This is a genomic window from Mycoplasma sp. Z386, from assembly GCF_054343375.1.
In genome coordinates this window covers 1-16,283 of record NZ_JBTGVC010000004.1, presented here as the reverse complement: position 1 = coordinate 16,283, position 16,283 = coordinate 1, and the positions used below count along the sequence as shown (strand labels likewise).

Here is a 16,283-nt window from a genome sequence, read left to right as displayed (position 1 = left end):
TAATAATTTATTTATTATTAATTATACTAAATTGTATTTTATAAAAAAATTTTTATAACTATTTTAATTTTTAAATCATTTTAATTAAGAAAATGTATAATTAAAATATATAAATATTTGAGGAGAATTATGAAAAAGAAAATTTGAGCAATAAGTCCAATCATTTTATCAAGTACTTCTATATTAATAGTTTCATGTAATCAAACTAATGAAAGTAATACAGATACAATAAACAAACCTATTAATAAAGAAGAACTAAAAGATTATAAAATTTCAAATATAAAGGAAAATAGCATTAATTTGACTTTAAAAATAGAAAATTTAGATCAAAATAAAAACTACAATTTAAGTTTTAAATTTAAAAACGGATATTTAAAACAATTTCCAATAAATTCTAGTAAACTTCAATTTTCTTTTATTTTCAATAAATTAGAAAGCAATACTGAATATCAAATTTCAGAAATTTTTTTAAATGACTTAAATATTTTAAAGAATAAAACAATTTCTTTTAAAACCTTACACCAAACAAAACCATCAGATGAAATTAAAATTAAAGAAAAACCTGAATTTGATTTTAAAAATTCAATTTTTTCAATTGTAAGAAGGGACTATAATTTTGCTGAATTCAGTTTAATTTTCGATAGTAAAAATTTAAATAGTATTAAAACAGATGAAAATTTTAAAGTAACTTTAAATAATAATCAAACATATAAAGCAAGTTATGAATTTTTAGAAAATAACAAAATTAAAATAAAAGTAAATGCAAATAACTTATTAGAAAATACAAATTATTGAATAAAAAAGATTACTTTTAATACAGATGATAAAGACAATGTTATATTTACCAATAATGATAACAGCAATAATTTTTCTTTTAAAACATTCTTTTTAATTGATCAAGTAAATGAGTTAACTATAGCTAAAAAAGAAATTATTTTAGAAAATAATACAGAAAATACTTCAAATAATTTTGAGATAACATTAAATCAAGTTAAAGATTCTTTTGTAAACAAAAATTCAAGAATTTCCTTTATAAATAAAGAAAATAATAATAAAATTTATTCTTCTGAAATTAGTTTAAATTCATCAAATAATCATTATTATTTTATAATTAATAATATAGAAGCTGGAACCTATGAATTTAATTTTTTTGAAGTTGAAGTTAATAATCAATGAATTAAATTTAATAATAATTCAAATTTTTCAAAGGAATTTGTTGTCAAATTAAAAAATAATGATACAGAAACTTCAAATAATAATCCAAAGGAACCAGAACAAGGAATTGATGTAGAATATGTTAATAAATCAATAGAAAATTATGGTAATATTTTTACACTTCAAAATGCTAATTTAATTCAAAATACAGAAATTAATGTGCATAATTCAACTAATTTTTCAGAAATAAGTAAAGATAGTTTATTAAACAAAAATAGTTATTACACTTCATACTTTTCTTATTTAAATAACACAGTAACTAAACCAATACAGAAAGAAACTTCAATTACAACTAATGAAGTTTCCAATATAGACATTTCTTCAATTGAAGTTTCTTCTAATTTAATAAATTTAAATATTATCAATAACACTTCTGAAAACATTTCTAGTGCTAAAGTTTTAGTAAAAAGTTTTGATCAATATAATCAATGAAGTAAATATATTGATTTAAACATAAACGGAAATAAATTGAGCTTTAATCCTAATCTATTAAGTAACTATCAAAATGAGTTCATAGTAACTGAATTAATCATAAATAACAATAAAAAATCTTCTTTCAATTTACAATCTAAATATAAATTTATAAAGGAAAATACTTTATTTAATGATTTAACTATAGAAAATTTTGATATTTATAAAAATGAAAATTCTAAAGAAATATATGCAACATCTTCTTTTAATTGAAGTCAAAATCAATTAGCAGTTTTAAGCGACAAAATATTTGTTTTTTATTTTGAAGTTGAGAAAAAAGTTTATAAAGAAAAGAAAAAGAAACCAACTTTTCCTTTTGATCCAGAAATTGTAATAAATGAAGATGAAAATTTTGATGCTTCTAATTCTGTTCCTTCTATTAAAAAAATCTACATTCCTTTTAGTGAATTAAGTAAGTTTTCAATCGCAGGTTTTCAAGAAAAAATAAAATATAAACTTAAATATATTGATATTGTCAATAATCATAGTTTTATAAATTTTCTACCAAGAAAAGATGTATCTAATAAAAACATTAGTTTTTCTTATAATTTTAATTGAAATAATTCAGAAAAATTAAAAAATCAATTATTTATCAACAATGAAAACCTAGTAGAGAATAATTCACAAATAAACAACGGTTTAAAAATTGCAAAGCATGATTTGCTTTTAGAAAGTCAAAAAAATACTGATAAGAAAACCAATATTAATTTTTCAGTAGAAAACTTTAATACTTTATTAGATTATAATTTTGATTTTTATAATTTAGAAAAAAGATATCCAAATAGAAAAATAAAAAATAAAAATACAGATTTTAAGTTACAAAAAAATAATATAAATCAAAAAATACATTGATTTAAAACAAGGGAATATTTAAAAGATTCTATTTTTAAAATTAATGAAAATAAAAATAATGCCTATATTATTGAAGATTTAAATTCAATTATTATTCCAAATGATTTTCCTGCAGAAAATGTCCTTTTTTGATTTGTTTTTGAACTAGATTTAAATCCAAGAGAATTTAAAGATTCAAATGAGTTTAATGATATTCATTCAAGAGTTAGAGTGCCTGTATCTTTAAAAAATATTAAAGAAAATAAAACTTTAGAAAATGTTGATTTTCTTTTTGATTATGTATCTGAAAATCCTGAATTTCAACAAGAGATCTTTTCTAAAATTAAAAGTAATATTAAGTTTAGTCTATCTTTAGAAAATAATAAATTAAAATTAAGTTTAGACACTAAAAATAATCAAATTAAATTTAATAATATTTTATCAGTTCATAATCACTCAAATAATCGCTCTGCCTTTATAAATCGAAGTGAGTTTTTTGTTAATTGAATACAAAATGAAAGTGAAAAAGATGAGAAAATATCTTTTCATCAACAACAAAAAATAGATAATAATTCTATTTTAAGCACATCAACAGGATATAAAAATACTTATGATTTAAAAACTGAAGACAAGGTAATTAATGCTGAGTCTAGAAAAAATATATTAATAGATGCACCTAATGCTAACGACCGTTCTCGCCGTTTATACAGCGAAAATACAGTAAAACCTATTGAAGAAGGAAGAAATCGTGTGTTTAGTTTAAATTCCGATGCTGATGGAACGTGAAATATTTTTGCAAAAGTAAATGACAATTCTAACGATTATAGATTTTATGCTTTTGTTAATTTCCACGTTTGAAATACAAACAGAAAATCCGGAATAGGAACACTCGATAAAAATTTACAAGGATATGAAAGAATAACTGTTCAACACCCGCAATTAATAGCTTCTACAAATATTGCAAGACCATCTACTAATCCAGAAACAAATAAATATTTCCCTATTTACATAAATAAAGAGCATCCTGAATTACAACCAGATGGAAATATATTCGATTTTGAAATCCCTCAAGATCAACAAGGAATAACTTTTGATTTATTTTTAGATTTTAGTAATTCTGTAGCAAATTATTACGGTGATTTTAAAAACAATAATGGAGAAGTAGTCCATAGAAATACTTATGATAATTTAGATGCTATTATAGCAATTGTTGATTTTAAACCAATATTTACTACTTTTGAAAATCAAGATTTAGATCATTATCAATATAAAAATCGCTTGCTAAATGAAAAAGAAAAAAATGCTATACGTCACTTTTTAAATTTTAAAAACCTAAAACCTTTAGAAATTTCAGATTTATCTTTATATTTAAGTTCCTTTAACAATTTGAATTTTTATATGGCTACATTACCAAAAGTTCAAGCTTTAGGAAATAGTGATAGTTATCCGGGATTAAGATATAGAGAATATTTAATAGGAAATAATCCTATAAAATTTTCAAATTCATCACAAGGTGGTGTTAATGCAATAAGACCAGCTATATGAGGTGAAGTTCAAGATTATGACTGATATAGTGGTTCTTCAGGTAGTGGAGTCTATGATAGTGATGCAAAAGTAGTTGGTTTAGATGCACAAGGTGGTAATTGAAGTGCAAGCAACTTTTTAATTTTTGATACACAAAAATATTCATTTTTAAAAAATAGAGAATTATCTTATAATCCAATTGCTTTTGATGAAATTATTAAAAAAATGTCTTATTTATATCCAGACAAATTCAAAGATATATTTTCAAAATAAATTATCAGTCCTTTGCAAGGATTGATTTTTTATTTAATAAAAAACGAAAATAATATATAATTTTGTTTATGAAAATAGAAAGAGTTCAAAAACTCATATCACAAGCAGGGATTGCTTCACGTCGAAAAGCAGAAGAATTAATTCAAGCACAAAAAGTTACAATTAACGGAAAAATTGCAAATTTAGGTGATAAAGCAAGTTTTAAAGATAAAATTTTGGTAGATGGCATACCGCTTTTTAAACAAGAAAATGTTTATTATATAATGAATAAACCAGAAAAAGTAATTTGTTCATTAAATGATCCACAAAAAAGAACCGTTATTACTGATTTAATACAGGAAAATAAGTTTATTTTCCCTGTTGGAAGATTAGATTATAATACCACCGGAACAATTCTTTTAACTAATGATGGTGAATTAACTCAAAGATTATTACATCCAAAATATAATATATTAAGAATTTATAGAGTTAGATTGAATGAACCGTTAACAAAACAGCAATTAGATTTTTTAAATGGAAATAATGTCTTTATTGATGGGATAAATTCAAAACAAGAAGTAAAACAAGTAGATACTAAATCTTATTTAGTAACTTTAAGTGTGGGGACTTATCACCATGTTAAAAAATTATTTGAAATTTTCAATTTAAAAGTTCAATCATTAAATAGAATTGAATTTGCTGGACTCAGTCATATTGGATTAAAAAAAGGCGAATATAGAAAACTAAATATAAAGGAAATTAGGTGATTAAAATCACTTGTAAAAATAATATAAAAAGGGAAAAAATGGGATTTAAAAAATTTAATTTAATAAATAAATTAGAAACAGCAATAGAAGAAATGGGTTATGATCAACCAACACCAATACAGGATGCTGTTATAGAATTAGCATTAATGGGAAATGATATTATTGGTCAGGCACAAACAGGAACAGGTAAAACTGCAGCTTTTGCTATACCAATAATTCAAAATACAGACGAAAAAAATAAAAGTATACAACATTTAATTTTAGCTCCAACAAGAGAATTAGCTACACAAATTTATACAACATTTGAAAGTCTTACTAAAAATTTTGCAATCAAAAATGCATTAATTTTAGGTGGGATTTCATATGATAAACAAAAACAAGCAATAAAAGAAAAACCACAAATCATTATTTCAACTCCAGGAAGATTAATTGATTTGTTAAAAGGAGAAAAATTTAAGTTAAATATAGATTTTTCTGCCTTAAAATCCTTTACTTTAGATGAGGCTGATGAATTATTAAAAGTAGGATTTTACGAAGAAATTAAAGAAATTTTAAACTTTATTCCAAAGCAAAGACAAAATTTCTTTTTTACAGCAACATTTGATAAAAAAACTAAGAATTTAAGTGAAATGATTACAACTGATGCAAAAGTAATTTCTATTTCACAAGGTTTAACTACAAGTTCTACAATAAAGCAAGAATATGTTTTAATGAAAGAATCAAGTAAATTAAATAACTTAATAAAATTTCTTGAATTATATAAACCTAAATCAGTTGTTATATTTGGAAGAACTAAAAAAAGAGTTGATGAACTTAGTGATGCATTAAGAGAATATGGTTTTAAAGCATCTGGTATTCAAGGTGATATGCAACAAAGAGAAAGAAATTTTGTAATGGATAAATTCAGAAAACAAGATATTTCAATTTTAGTTGCAACAGATGTTATGGCAAGAGGGATTGATGTAGATCACGTTGAGTGAGTTGTTAATTTTGATTTACCTCAGGAAATTGAATATTATACACATAGAATTGGTAGAACCGGAAGAGCTGGTAGAACCGGATATTCTTTATCTTTTGTAAAACATAATGAGATTTTACACATTGAAAGAATTGCAAATGAAACTAACTCTGAAATTGAAGAAATCCTTGTTCCGAGTGATGAAAAATTAAAATCTGTTTGAGAAAAAAGAATATTTGAAGAATGTGAACTAATATTAGAAAAAAATAAATATGCAAAATACACAAACATCAAAGATAAATTATTAGAAACTTTTAATACAGAAGAATTAGCTATAATTTTAGCTGAATTTATTGCAAACACTAAAAACAACAAAAGAGAAATTAAACTAAATCCTGAACCAAGTGTTATTATTAAAGAAAAGTATAGAAAAGAATCTAAAAATGGAAAAAGAAAAGAAAAATTCTTAGATAAAAAAATTAATAATATTTCTCACAGCAGAGAAAAAAGAAAAAGAAGAAGACATTAAAATAAAGGAAAAATAAAGAAAAATGAAGCAACGAACTTCATTTTTTATTACTTTTTAGCAAAAATATTTTTAATTAAATCCAATGATTCATCGCTAATATTAATGATTCCAAAAGCAACAGCTTCTAAACCAGTGTGGATAGCGATAACATTAGGAATATCAAAAAGTTCAATTTTAGAATTTGAATAATTTTCAAATTCTTGTTTAATTTCTTCTATTTCACTATTTCCAGAATGAATAATAACAGTTTTAGTATCTTTAGTTTTAGGTAAATTATCTCAATTTTCTTTATAATAATTGAATAAAGTTTTTCTAAAAATTCTTCCTTTACCTTCTTTTTGCAACATCCCATTTTCTAATTTTATTACAGGAACTATTTTTAATAATTTAGCAATTGAAGCAGCAGAAGGAGATAATCTTCCACCTCTAACTAAGGCATCATTGTATTTAGGAATTAATAAAAATTTTCCAACAAAATCCTCTTCTAATTTAGCAACAGCTAAGTTGAAATCAACACCATTTTTTATATTGTTTTTAAAATTAATGATATCAATTATAGATAGCAGAGTTACTTTATTGGATTCAACAACATAAACTTTTTCTTCATTTTTAAATGAAGTTTTAAAATTAGAGTATTGAGATGATAAACCTTTACTAATTGGATAAATAATGATTTTATCGTATTTATCTTTAATTTTGTCTACAAGTTCATGTGCAAGACCTAATGGAGTTGCTGAAGTAGAAACTTTTGATTTAAGATTTACATATTTTAAAATTTCACCAGATTCTAAATCTATTCCATCAGCGAATTCTTTTTCATCCACTTGAATGTAAAGCGGTAAAAAATATAAATCCATTGCTTCTGCTTTTTTCTGACTTAATCCTGTAGCGGAATCTATTATAATTGCGATTTTCATACAAAATATTATATAATATTTTTAAAATATTAGTTTATTTTATTTTGTAAAATATTAATAAAGGAGAAAAATGAAAAAAAAATTGGTAGATGATTTGAAAAAACGTGGTATTTTGAAAGATATTACTAATGAAGAAAAATTCATTAATATGAAAGACGATGAATTTATTTATGCTGGTTTTGATCCAACAGCAATTTCCTTACATTTAGGTAACTATATTCAAATTTGTACCCTTTTAAGATTTCAAAAAGCAGGAGTTAAAGTCTTAGCGGTGGTAGGAGGAGCTACAGGAATGATTGGAGATCCTTCCTTTAGATCATCAGATAGAGTTCTTTTATCTGATGATGAAGTTAAAAAAAATAAAGAATCAATAATTAATCAGTTAAAAAAATTCAATTTAGAAGTTTTTGATAATTTAGAAATTTACCAAAACATGAATATTCTAACTTTTTTAAGTACAGTTGGTAAATATTTAAATATAAATTATATGATTTCAAAAGATTCAGTTGCTGATAGATTAGAAAACGGTTTGAGTTTTACAGAATTTTCATACCAATTAATTCAAGGATGAGACTTTAAATATTTATATGAAAATTACAATGTTAAAGGACAATTAGGTGGATCTGATCAATGAGGAAACATCACAACAGGGATAGAAGTTATTAGAAAAGCTTTTGGAGATAACAACAATGCCTTTGGAATAACTACAAATTTACTTACTGATAAAAACAATAAAAAATTTGGAAAATCTACTGGTGGTGGATCATTATGGTTAAAACCTGAATTAACTTCTGCTTATAGTTTATATCAATTTTTACTTGCTTCTGATGATTTAGAAGTCGAAAAATTTTTAAAATGATTAACTTTTTTAAGTTTGGAACAACTTGAAGAAGTAATTCAAAAGCACAATGAAAATAAATCATTCAAATTAGCTCAAAAAACTTTAGCTTTTGAAGTTGTAAAAAATATTCATAGCGAAACTGAAGCAAATAATGCTGTTAAAATAACTAATATTCTCTTTAATAAAGGTGATTTTAAAGAATTGACAATTGAACATATAAATCAATTAAGAAATTCAATTCCTTTTTTCTTACAAACTAAAGATAAGACTATTTCTGATTTATTGATTGAGACTAAAATTTTTAATTCTAAAAGGGAAATGAGAGAATTTATTGCACAGGGAGCTTTAATATTTAATGATAAAAAGATTATGAGCGAAGACGAAAATATAGATTTTTCCCTTTTTGATGGAAAATTTATTTTAATAAAAAAAGGAAAAAAACATTACTTTGTAATTGAGTTTAACTAAGGAAAAAATGAACGAAAAAATTATTAATCAATTAGAAAAAAAACTAAATATTGACTCTAAATATATAAAAAGAGTTCTTGAACTTCTTGAACAGGAAAATACCATTGCTTTTATTTCTAGATATCGTAAAGATTATACAAACGGTTTAGATGAAGTTGAAATAAAAGAAATATACGATTTATATAACTACAATTTAAAACTTGAAGCAAGAAAAGAAAGTATTATAAAAACCTTAACTGAAAAAGAAATTTTAACCGACCAATTAAAAGAAAGTATATTAAAATGCGAAAAAATGGTGGAGTTAGAAAATCTTTATAAACCATACTCAACAGGTAAAAAAACAAAAGCAAATATTGCTATAAGCAAAGGATTAAAGGGATTTGCAACCTTTTTATTATCTTTAAATAGAAAAGTTAATTTTACTAAAGAAGCAGAAAAATATATAAACCCACAAAAAGAAGTTAATAATGTTACAGATGTAATTGAAGGTGCTAAAGACATAATTGCTGATATTGTAAATAATGATGTTGAAATAAGACAAAAATGAGTAGATTTAATTTATAAATATTCCAAAATAGTAACTAAACTTAAAAATAGAGAAAATGATATAGAAAATAAATATCAAATTTATTACAGTTTTAATAAACCAATTAAATATCTTTTAAGTTACCAAATAATGGCAATATATAGAGCTACAGAAAAGAAAGTTATTACTAATTCTTTTGAATACAAAAATGATTTTATAACTGAATTCATAATTAATAAATACACTAAAAAAGTGGAATGAGAAGGAAAACAATATATTGAAGAAGCTGTTAAAAGCGGACTTAAAAGACTTTTAATTCCGAGTGTTGAAAATCAAGTGTATTCCGAATTATTATTAAAATCACAAGAAACAAGTGCAAATATTTTTGCTAAAAATTTAACAAAACTTTTATTACAAAAACCTATTAAAAATAAAATTATTTTAGGTTGAGACCCAGGTTTTGTAAGCGGTTGCAAATTAGCTGTAGTAGATGCTAATAACAAAGTTTTATCAATTGATGTTATTTATCCAACTAAACCAAAAAATAATCAAGATTTAGTTGAAGCAGAAAATAAAATATTGCAATTAATAAAGGATTTTAAGGTAGATTTGATAGCAGTTGGAAATGGAACTGCAAGTTGAGAAAGTATTAACTTTATTTCAAAGTTAATAACAAAACATTCTCTAGAAATAAAATTTATTATAACTTCTGAAGCTGGGGCATCTGTTTATTCTGCATCTAAAGCTGGAATAAAAGAATTTCCAGATTTATCTGTAGAGCAAAGATCAGCAATAAGCATTGCAAGAAGAAATATCGATCCTTTATCTGAATTGATAAAAATTGAAGCAAAAAGTATTGGTGTTGGACAGTATCAACACGATATACCAGTTAAACTTTTAAATGAGAAAGTTGATTTTGCAATTTCTCAATGCGTTAATAGTGTTGGCGTGGATATAAATACTGCTTCTGTTGATTTACTTGTGCATATTTCTGGATTAAACCTCAAAACAGCTAAAAATATTGTTTCTTATATTGAAAAAAATAAAAAAATTAACTCTAGACAAGAAATTTTAAAAATTTCTGGAATTAATGAGAAGATTTTTGAACAAGCTGCTGGTTTTTTAAGAGTTAATGAATCAAGTGAATTTTTAGATAAAACTTCAATTCACCCTGATATGTATAAAAAAGCATATAAAATTATGGAATTATATGGTTTATCTATTTTTGATTATGATAAATTCAAAGATCTAAATAATGAACAAGAAATTAATAATATTAAAATTAAATTAAATTTAGAATATTTTGAAATAAAATTAATTTTAGAAAATCTTTCTAACCCACTTCGTGATTTTAGAGATGACTTAGATGATCCTATTTTAAGAAATAATATAGTTAATAAAGATGAATTAGAAAAAGGTATGATTTTTAAAGGAATAATTAGAAACATTACTGAATTTGGTGCTTTTATTGAGATAGGATTAAAAGACGATGTTTTCTTACATTCTTCTAAATATCAAGAAAATAAAATTAATATCAATCAAGTTGTAGAAGTGGAAATTAGTGATATTAATCAGGAAAATGGCAATGTTGCTGTAAATTTAGTAAATTAAAATTCAAGTAATTAAACTTGAATTTTTTATTTTAGTTGATAAATACGTCTTCAATAATAGTGTTATTAGCATTTCTGAAAATTGTTAAAGGTTCTTCTTTATTATCTGTTGTTACTTTAACAAATTTAACAATTATATAGGATTTTCCTTTTTCTGGGATATCGTTAAATACAAATAAGAAACGATTTAAATTGTTTTCACTTGCTGTAACGCTTGAAGTGTATTCAACATAATTTTCTTGTTCACTACCTTCTTTTTTAACTAATTTAAATTTACCTGATGTTCTATCATATTCTCTAATGGTTAATTTATAAGTTGAACCATTTTCAATAGATGTAACATTAGAAGCGATTGTAAATGGTTTTTTAGCTTGATCACTTTCTGCAACTTCACTTGAAGCAACTCTTTGTGCACTAATTAAACGTGATGTGGTGGTTAATTGCTTAATTAAACTTTCTGATTCAAAAGATAATTTAGTTGCTTTTGATTTATCACTTTCGTTTTGTTCACTAACTAATAAATCTGAAATTAAATAAGTTTTTTGACCTTGTAATTTATCAAATTCAAAAGTTAAAGGTTTTGAAGTATCTAAATAAACTTGTGATTTAGTTTCTATTTCTTTTGTTTGTTTATAACCTGTAGAACCTAATGAAATTTCACTTAATACAACTCAAACTTTTTTATCTTTTATTTGTTCAGGTTTGCTGAAAGTTAATGATACTTGTGTAGATGTAGCTGTTTTATTTGGGGTTAAAATAAAGTCACCACTTGAAATATCTGGAGTTTTGGTTGTTGTAAATGCATAGAGTTTATTTTCATTTTCTGTGCTTAATTCTACTTGTTGAAATTCACTATATGAATTTTCTCCAGTTTTAGTAGCTCTTGAAAATTTAAATAAATAATTGGTTTCTGGTTCTAAATTTTTTAATGTAACTATTGCTTTGTTTTTATAACCTTCTACTACTCTAAAATCTTCGTTAGCTAAAGTACTGAACTCTGCATCTGCTTCTTTTTTGTATTCAAATTTATACTTATATTTAGAATCATCAAAATTTAAATCTGTATTTTTTGATTCAAAGTTAAATTCTGCTGAAGTAGAAAATAAATTAGTTTGACTTACATATAAAAAGTTTTTTTCTTCTTTTTTGTCTGAACAAGAAATCAAAGTAATAACTGAAGCAGAAACTGTGCTTAGTGCTAAAATAGGCTTTAATAATTTATGTTTTTTCATTTTATCCTTTACAATCTTTATAATTACTAAATTTTTGTTAAATTAATATATGTTTAATTATATAATAAAAATGCAAAAAAACCTTAATTTTTATGATACTTTAAAGATTTTTTTACCTAATTTTATGTATTCTTCAATATTTTTGCTTAAAATTTGAAAACTATTAATGTATAAATCATCATTTTTTAGATTGATTCCAGCTTCTTGTAGAATTATAGATGGTTTATCTTTTCCACCTGCTGATAAGAAATTATGAATATAATTTTCTAATGATTTTGGTCCATTAATTTTGTAATCATTAAAGAAATAATTTGCAACTAAAAAACCAATTGCATATTTATAAACATAGAAATCTAAATAAAAATGAGGAACAATTGTTGCAAAAATTAAACTTTTTTCATTTTTAAAACCAGAAGCAAAATATTCTTTATATGTGTTAGAATAAATTTTTGCTAAATCATCAAATGTAGAAATTTCTTGATTTTTGTCTATTGCATTATAAACGTGATACTCATAATTTGATCAAAAGGTTTGTTTAACAACAGTGGAAATAAAATCTTGAATATTTTTTCTTAATATTTGTAACTTGGCTAAATCATTTTTAGCATTTTCTTTTAAATAGTCACCAACTACTAATTCATTAAATATTGATGCAATTTCAGCTAATAAAATAGGATATTCTGCATTGTTTTGATCTTGATTTTTATTGGAGTAATATGTGTGCATTGAATGTCCCATTTCATGAGCAAGAGTTAAAACAGACTCTAAAGTGTAATCTCAATTCATTGAGATAAATATCTTATCTAAACCATAAGCATTACTAATTGAATATGCACCAGAAGTTTTTCCATTACAATTCATATAATCAATTCATCTTTCATTAAAAGCTTTTTGAGAAACATCGTTATATTCTTGTCCCATTATGCTTAAAGATTTTTTATAAATTTCTTGTGCTTCTTCTACTGAATATATTTCTTTTTTATCAACTAAATCAACAAATGAGTCGTAATATTCTTTCTTTTGGTTGAATTTAGCTTTAAAAAATAAAGAATCATATTTTTGAAATTTCTTTAATAATGGTTTTAATTTTTTAACATTATTAAAGAGAGTTTGGAGCATATTTTCTTCAATATAATCTTCACTTATAAAGGATTCTACGGAAGAATTGTATTTTCTTTTAAGAGCAAAAGTAGAAATTCTTGAAAAATGCTGGATTAAAAGTTTTGCATAAGTGTTTTTATTTTTAAAATAAGAATTAAGATAACTATTAAAAGCAGTTTTTCTTAAATTTCTGTCTTTGTTTTTCATTAATAAAGAATAATTACTGTGAGTAATTTTAATTTTTTTGTTTTTAGAAGTTGTTCCATAACCTAAATCAGTTTCAACATCACTTAAAACTTGAAAAATTTCAGAAAAATCAGGATTTGCTTTATTGATGTCTAAAAGAAAATTTTCGATTTCATCGCTTAATTTGTGTTTTTGGAAATCTAAAATTTGTGTTAACTCATATTTAAATGATTTTAGTCTTTCATCCTTTATTCATTCTTTGATTTTGTCAATATTTTTGTATAAACGGTTTATTTCAGAACCATTTTGTTTATTAAATTCATCTAGATCATTTTCAAATTTTACTTGAATTTTACTTATGATTGGATCAACAGAGTTTATAGATAGTTTATTAGATAAATAGTTAATTATTTTGTTTAATTTTAGCTCATTTTTATTTTCTAGTTCTTTAAAATAAATAAAAGATTCAATATTTTCATATTTTGAATCTTTATATTTTAATTCTTCATTTTTACTTATTCAATATTCTTGAATAATAACTTCAATTTTTTTATTTTCAAGAAGACTTTCTAAATCGAAACGATATTTTTCTGGAATATCAGAATATTTTTTATATGATTTCATTTTCTTTTTTAAATGTTTCAAGTAATAATCTTACTTCTTCTTCTGTATCACATTTAATTGCTTGATGTGATAAAGCATGAGCTTTTTTATAATCTATTTTAGAAATTAATTTTTTTGCTTCTAATAAACTTGTTGCTGACATTGAAAATTCATCAAGACCCATTCCTAATAATAAAGGAATTGCATTTAAATCTCCAGCCATTTCTCCACACATTCCTGCTCATTTACCGGCTTTGTGTGCTCCATCAATTGTCATTTTAATTAATTTTAAAATTGAAGGATTTAATGGTTGGTATAAGTAAGAAACTTTTTCATTCATTCTATCAGCAGCCATGGTGTATTGCATTAAATCATTTGTTCCTATTGAAACAAAATCTGCATATTTACAAAATTGTTCACTTAAAACTGCTGCTGCTGGTATTTCTACCATCATTCCTACTTCTATTTTGTCAGATACTTTATGACCTTCTGCTTTAACTTGTTCCAACACTTTTAAGTAGATTTCTTTTGCTTGTTTAAATTCATCAACTGTTGCAATCATAGGGAACATAATTGCTAAATTTCCGTAATAAGAAGCTCTAATTAAAGCTCTTAATTGTGTTATAAAAGTTTCTTGTTTATCAAGAGAAAGTCTAATCGCTCTGTAACCTAAAAATGGATTCATTTCTTCAGGGAATTTAAAGTATTTTAAAGTTTTATCCCCACCAATATCAAGAGTTCTTACAACCACTTGTTTTCCTTGCATTTTTTCTAAAACTGCTTTGTAAGAGTTAAATTGTTCTTCTTCAGAAGGTCAATTTTCTGCATCCATATATAGAAATTCACTCCTAAATAATCCAATAGCATCGGAGTTATATTTCAATGCTCCTTCTGTATCTTGAACTGAACCGATATTAGTTGCTAGAGTAACTTCTCTACCATCTTTTGATAAAGATTTTTTAGTTAAAAAGTTTTCTAATTCCTTTTTATTTTCCATAAATTTTTTAAATTCTAATTCGAATTCTTTTATTTCTTCTAATGATGGGTTTATAATAACAACACCTTTTTCACCATTCATTGCTACAACATCTTTATTTTTTACTATTTCTGTAATATTTCCTAAACCTAAAATTGCCGGAATTTCTAGACTTCTAGCCATAATTGCAGAGTGAGAGGTTCTACCACCAATATTAGTTAAAAATCCTTTTACAAATTTCTTATTTAATTGTGCAGTATCTGATGGTGTTAAATCTTCTGCTACAATAATAGTTTCTTCGTTGATTGCTGATAAATCAACAATTTCAATACCTAAAATATTTTTAATAATTCTTGTAGCAACATCTTTAATGTCTGCTGCTCTTTCTTTCATATATGGATCATCGAAATTTGAAAACATTTCAATAAATTTTTTAGTTACATTTTCTGTCGCAAAAGCTGCATTCAATTTTTCATTTTTAATTAAGTTTTGCACTTCATCCATAATTGCTGGATCATTTGCTACTTGTATATGAGCATCAAAAACAGCAACTTCTTCTTCGTTTAGTGTTTTAGATGCTTTTTCTTTAATTGATTCTATTTGTTTTATAGTTTTATTTATTGCTATATTAAAAAGATTTAATTCTGCTTCAACATTTTCAATTTTTGAATTTGTTAATTCAATTTTTTGCTCTTCAATTTTGAATATTTTTGCAATTGAAATACCATTTGAAGCTCCTATCCCTGTAATTTTTTTAGACATATTTCCCCCTTGTTTTTAATCTTTTGTAGTAATAAAATTATATAATTTTTTTATGAAAATAAAAAACAAATTAGTCTATTTTTAACTAATTTGTTAATTATAATTACAAAAACAATTTTTAGATTAAATTATTTTCGACCATTGTAGTTTTTAAAGCTTCCATAGCTTCTTTTTCATCTTCACCTTCTGCTTCAATTGAAATTTCTTGTCCTTGTTTAATAGCTAAAGACATAATATTCATAATTGATTTAGCGTTTGCAGAAGCTGCAGATGTAATGATTTTAATATCTGATTTGAATTTTGAAGAAACAGAAACAATTTTTGAAGCTGGTCTTGCGTGTAATCCAATTGGATCAGATATAACAACAGTTATTTTTTCCATAATACCTTTCTAAAATATTATTTATTTTTTGTCTATATTTAAATTTTAACACAACAAAATGAAATTATTTAAAAATTTGCAAATTATTAATCAAAATGTCCCGGGGTATTTACTAATCAAAATGTCCTCTTT

At 23.7% G+C, this 16,283-nt stretch carries 10 protein-coding genes; 5 read left to right on the top strand and 5 right to left on the bottom strand.

Annotated elements, in window-relative coordinates:
• Window positions 1-129: 129 nt before the first annotated feature.
• The 3 genes from ACXX85_RS01005 to ACXX85_RS00995 all read left to right on the top strand — a co-directional run bounded on the left by ACXX85_RS01005 (window position 130) and on the right by ACXX85_RS00995 (window position 6,547).
• Window positions 130-4,314, top strand: coding sequence for a hypothetical protein (locus ACXX85_RS01005; protein ID WP_458560397.1), 4,185 nt, complete (start codon window positions 130-132; stop codon window positions 4,312-4,314).
• 68 nt (window positions 4,315-4,382) lie between these two features.
• Entirely contained in the window at window positions 4,383-5,087 is a 705-nt protein-coding gene (locus ACXX85_RS01000; RefSeq protein WP_436359142.1) for a pseudouridine synthase, read from the top strand.
• Window positions 5,088-5,098: 11 nt separating this feature from the next.
• A complete protein-coding gene (locus ACXX85_RS00995; RefSeq protein ID WP_458557668.1) occupies window positions 5,099-6,547 on the top strand; it encodes a DEAD/DEAH box helicase in 1,449 nt (482 codons plus the stop codon).
• A gap of 47 nt (window positions 6,548-6,594) precedes the next feature.
• Here the strand turns inward: ACXX85_RS00995 and ACXX85_RS00990 are convergent, their stop codons facing one another.
• Window positions 6,595-7,464: a DegV family protein gene (locus tag ACXX85_RS00990; protein ID WP_458557667.1), complete on the bottom strand. Its 870-nt coding sequence runs from the start codon at window positions 7,462-7,464 to the stop codon at window positions 6,595-6,597.
• Window positions 7,465-7,534: 70 nt separating this feature from the next.
• Between ACXX85_RS00990 and tyrS the strand changes: the two genes are divergently transcribed.
• Entirely contained in the window at window positions 7,535-8,773 is a 1,239-nt protein-coding gene (gene tyrS / locus ACXX85_RS00985) for a tyrosine--tRNA ligase (RefSeq protein ID WP_458560396.1), read from the top strand.
• A gap of 7 nt (window positions 8,774-8,780) precedes the next feature.
• On the top strand, window positions 8,781-10,910 hold the full coding sequence (locus ACXX85_RS00980) for a Tex-like N-terminal domain-containing protein (protein ID WP_458560395.1): 2,130 nt from the start codon (window positions 8,781-8,783) through the stop codon (window positions 10,908-10,910).
• A gap of 31 nt (window positions 10,911-10,941) precedes the next feature.
• Here ACXX85_RS00980 and ACXX85_RS00975 read toward each other — a convergent pair whose 3' ends face one another.
• The 4 genes from ACXX85_RS00975 to ACXX85_RS00960 all read right to left on the bottom strand — a co-directional run bounded on the left by ACXX85_RS00975 (window position 10,942) and on the right by ACXX85_RS00960 (window position 16,151).
• On the bottom strand, window positions 10,942-12,141 hold the full coding sequence (locus ACXX85_RS00975; RefSeq protein WP_458560394.1) for a hypothetical protein: 1,200 nt from the start codon (window positions 12,139-12,141) through the stop codon (window positions 10,942-10,944).
• A 90-nt stretch (window positions 12,142-12,231) separates the two neighbouring features.
• Complete coding sequence (pepF, locus tag ACXX85_RS00970; protein WP_458560393.1) at window positions 12,232-14,052, bottom strand: oligoendopeptidase F; 1,821 nt, start codon at window positions 14,050-14,052, stop codon at window positions 12,232-12,234.
• Window positions 14,039-15,769 (bottom strand): phosphoenolpyruvate--protein phosphotransferase, encoded by a 1,731-nt coding sequence (gene ptsP, locus ACXX85_RS00965; protein ID WP_458557714.1) that lies wholly within the window; start codon window positions 15,767-15,769, stop codon window positions 14,039-14,041. Before ptsP ends, pepF begins: the two co-directional genes overlap by 14 nt.
• Window positions 15,770-15,887: 118 nt before the next feature.
• Window positions 15,888-16,151, bottom strand: a complete 264-nt coding sequence (locus ACXX85_RS00960; protein ID WP_436359152.1) for an HPr family phosphocarrier protein — start codon at window positions 16,149-16,151, stop codon at window positions 15,888-15,890.
• Window positions 16,152-16,283: the final 132 nt, after the last annotated feature.